This window comes from Mycobacterium parascrofulaceum ATCC BAA-614, assembly GCF_000164135.1.
In the GTDB taxonomy this organism is placed as follows: domain Bacteria; phylum Actinomycetota; class Actinomycetes; order Mycobacteriales; family Mycobacteriaceae; genus Mycobacterium; species Mycobacterium parascrofulaceum.
This window is the reverse complement of the sequence record NZ_GG770557.1, coordinates 48991-53088: the sequence shown is the minus strand read 5'-3', so window position 1 is coordinate 53088 and position 4098 is coordinate 48991. Positions and strand designations below refer to the sequence as shown.

Here is a 4098-nt window from a genome sequence, read left to right as displayed (position 1 = left end):
CCCTGTTGTCGTCCCCGGCGCGCCGGCGCCCGCGCCACTGCCCGTGGCGCCGGGACCGGTCGCGACGCCAGGAGCGCCCCGGTGAGCCGCGGCGACTCCGTCCGCGGCCGCCGGACGCAACCCTCGCGCGGTCCCCGCAAGGCGCAGGACGGCAAGGCGGTTCGCCAGCCGAAGCGGCGCGCCAAACAGCAGCACGCCGGCGATGTCGGGGAGCCGAAGCGGTTCCGGAAGGCCAAGGCGGCCAAGAACGGCCGGCCCGCCGATCGGCCGGACGCGGCGGCGACCGGGCACTCGGCGCGGCAGCGGCGCACCCGGCAGCTCGTGCAGGCCGGCACGCGCGGCGCGTCGTTCGTCTTCCGGCATCGCGCCGGCAACGCGGCCATCGGGGTCTTGATCGTGGTGGCGGCGGCGCAATTGTTCGTCCTGCAGGTCACCAACGCCCCGACGCTGCGCGCCCAGGCCGCGAGCCAGCTCAAAGTCACCGACGTCGAGAAGGCGGTGCGCGGCAGCATCGTCGACCGCAATAAGGACCAGCTGGCGTTCACCATCGAGTCGCGGGCGCTGACGTTCCAGCCCAAGAGGATTCGCAAGCAGCTGGACGAGGCCAGGAACAAGAACTCGGCGGCCCCCGACCCCCAGCAACGGCTGCGGGACATCGCCAAGGAGGTCGCCACCCGGCTGGGCGACAAGCCGGACTCCGCGACCCTGTTGAAGAAGCTGCAAAGCGACGAGAACTTCGTCTATTTGGCGCGCGCCGTCGACCCCGCCGTCGCCAGCGCGATCTCCGACAAGTACCCCGAAGTCGGTTCGGAGCGGCAGGATCTGCGACAGTACCCCGGCGGGTCGCTGGCGGCCAACATCGTCGGTGGCATCGACTGGGACGGTCACGGCCTGTTGGGCCTGGAGGAGTCCCTGGACTCGGTGCTGTCCGGCACCGACGGCTCGGTCACCTACGACCGCGGCTCCGACGGCGTCGTCATTCCCGGCAGCTACCGCAACCGGCACCGGGCGGTCAACGGTTCGATGGTCCAGCTGACCCTCGACGACGACATTCAGTTCTACGTCCAGCAGCAGGTCCAGCAGGCCAAGAATCTCTCGGGCGCGCACAATGTTTCGGCCGTCGTGCTGGACTCGAAAACCGGCGAAGTGCTGGCCATGGCCAACGACAACACCTTCGACCCGTCCCAGGACATCGGGCGCCAGGGTGACAAGCAGCTGGGCAACCTGGCGGTGTCCTCGCCGTTCGAGCCCGGCTCGGTGAACAAGGTCATCACCGCGTCGTCGGTGATCGAGTACGGCCTGTCCAATCCCGACGAAGTGCTGCAGGTGCCCGGGTCGATCCAGATGGGCGGGGTGTCCATCCACGACGCGTGGGACCACGGCGTGATGCCCTACACCACCACCGGCGTGTTCGGAAAGTCCTCCAACGTCGGCACGTTGATGCTCGCTCAGCGCGTCGGCCCGGAACGCTTCTACGACATGGTCCGCAAATTCGGCCTGGGCCAACGCACCAACGCGGGCCTGCCCGGGGAAAGCGCCGGGCTGGTGCCGCCGATCGACCAATGGTCGGGCAGCACCTTCTCGAACCTGCCGATCGGGCAAGGCCTTTCGATGACGCTGCTGCAGATGACCGGCATGTACCAGACGATCGCCAACGACGGGGTGCGGATACCGCCGCGGATCGTCAAGGCCACCATCGCGCCCGACGGCACCCGCACCGAAGAGCCGCGCCCCGAAGGCGTGCGGGTGGTCTCGGCGCAGACGGCGCAGACCGTGCGCAACATGCTGCGCGCCGTCGTGCAACGCGACCCGATGGGTTACCAGCAGGGCACCGGCTCCGCCGCCGCGGTGACGGGCTACCAGATGGCCGGCAAGACGGGCACCGCCCAGCAGATCAACCCGGCCTGCGGCTGCTACTTCGACAACGTCTACTGGATCACCTTCGCCGGCATGGCCACCGTCGACAACCCGCGCTATGTCATCGGCATCATGATGGACAACCCGGATCGCAACGCGGACGGAACGCCGGGCCACTCGGCGGCCCCGCTGTTCCACAACATCGCCGGCTGGTTGATGCAGCGCGAGAACGTCCCGCTCTCGCCGGACCCCGGCCCGCCGCTGACGCTGCAGGCCACTTAGCCCGCCAGCCAGTCCATCGAAAGTGCGGTGACGGCGTCCGGTGTGCGCTCAGGGCGGCATTCGGGCTCGCATCACGCCCTCAGCGCACGCCGAACGCCCTCGACGCACACTCAATCGATGAGCCCACCTGGGTATCGGGTGCTCCTCGGTAGGGTGTCATGGCCGATCATGAGGATCACGTGCGTGGACGGGAGGTGTGTCGGTGCCCACTGGTTTGCGGCCCAGCGCCGGCGCGGGCACAGCCTTGCCCGCGCTGGCCGCGCAGGTCGGGGCGGTGCTCGCCGACCGGGCCGCGGCGGTGCCCGACGTGGCCGTCACCGGCGTGACGCTGCGCGCCCAGGACGTGCGTCCCGGTGACCTGTTCGCCGCCCTGCCCGGCTCGTCGACGCACGGCGCCCGGTATGCGGCCGAGGCGATCGAGCGCGGCGCCGTCGCCGTCCTCACCGACGCCGCCGGGGTCGCCGAGATGGGCGCTTCGGCCTCGGCCGTGCCGACACTGGTGCACCCCGCGCCCCGCGGCGTGCTCGGCGCCCTGGCCGCCACGGTGTACGGGAACCCGTCGGAGCGGACGACCGTCATCGGGATCACCGGGACCTCCGGCAAGACCACCACCACGTACCTGGTCGAAGCCGGGCTGCGCGCCGCCGGCCGCACGGCCGGCCTGATCGGCACCGTCGGCATCCGCATCGACGGCGCCGACGTTCCCAGCGCGCTGACCACGCCGGAGGCCCCCGCGCTGCAGGCACTGTTCGCGGCGATGGCCGAGCGCGGGGTGGACACCGTCGTGATGGAGGTGTCCAGCCACGCGCTGGCGCTGGGTCGGGTGGACGGCACGGGATTCGCGGTCGGCGCCTTCACCAACCTGTCGCGCGACCACCTCGACTTTCACCCCACCATGGCCGACTACTTCGAGGCCAAGGCGAAGCTGTTCGATCCCGCGTCGCCGCTGCGGGCGCGCCGGGTGGTGGTCTGCGTCGACGACGAGGCCGGGCGCGCCATGGCCATGAGGGCCATGCAGGGTGGAGCCGCCGCGATCACCGTCAGCGCCGCCGACCAGCCCGCGCACTGGCGCGCGATGGACGTCATCCCGCTGGGCACCGGCGGGCAGCAGTTCACCGCGATCGACCCCGCCGGTGTGCGCCACCGCGTCGGCATCCGGCTGCCCGGGCATTACAACGTCGCCAATTGTCTTGTGGCGCTGGCCATTCTGGATGCGGTGGGCGTTTCGCCCGAGCAGGCGGCGCCGGGGCTGCTGGACACCCGGGTGCCGGGCCGCATGGAAGAAATCGACTGTGGCCAGGATTTCCTCGCCCTGGTCGACTACGCGCACAAGCCGGGCGCGCTGCGGGCGGTGCTGACCAGCCTGGCCCGCCCCGGGCGCCGGCTGGCGGTCGTGTTCGGCGCCGGCGGCGAGCGCGATCCCGGCAAGCGGGCGCCGATGGGCGCGACCGCGGCCGAACTGGCCGACCTCGTCGTCGTCACCGACGACAACCCGCGCGGGGAGGATCCCGCCGCGATCCGCCGCGAGATCCTCGCCGGCGCGGCCGCCGGCGGCGGTGCGGCCGAGGTCGTCGAGATCGGTGACCGGCGTGCGGCGATCGAACACGCGGTGGCCTGGGCCCGCCCGGGCGACGTGGTGCTGGTGGCGGGCAAAGGCCACGAAACCGGGCAGCGCGCGGCGGGGGAGGTCCGCCCGTTCGACGACCGGCTGGAGTTGGCGGATGCGCTCAAGGCCCGGCGGGGTCCGGCATGATCGACCTGACCGTCGCGCAGATCGCCGACATCGTGGGCGGCACGCTGGCCGACATCTCGCCACAGGAAGCCGCCGAGCTGCGCGTCACCGGCAGCGTCGAATTCGACTCCCGCGCCGTGGGTCCCGGCGGGCTGTTCCTCGCGCTGCCGGGGGCCCGTGCCGACGGGCACGACTACGCGGGCGCGGCGGTGGAGGCCGGCGCGGTC

The 4098-nt window shown here is 71.8% G+C and carries 3 protein-coding genes; all 3 read left to right on the top strand.

Features of this window, described 5'->3' with window-relative positions:
• Positions 1-81 precede the first annotated feature (81 nt).
• Entirely contained in the window at positions 82-2139 is a 2058-nt protein-coding gene (locus tag HMPREF0591_RS21595; RefSeq protein ID WP_007170787.1) for a peptidoglycan D,D-transpeptidase FtsI family protein, read from the top strand.
• 196 nt (positions 2140-2335) lie between these two features.
• A complete protein-coding gene (locus HMPREF0591_RS21590; RefSeq protein WP_040623599.1) occupies positions 2336-3892 on the top strand; it encodes a UDP-N-acetylmuramoyl-L-alanyl-D-glutamate--2,6-diaminopimelate ligase in 1557 nt (518 codons plus the stop codon).
• Positions 3889-4098 (top strand): Mur ligase domain-containing protein (locus HMPREF0591_RS21585; RefSeq protein ID WP_007170785.1); only part of this gene is annotated, 210 nt, incomplete at its 3' end. The genes HMPREF0591_RS21590 and HMPREF0591_RS21585, both read left to right, overlap by 4 nt.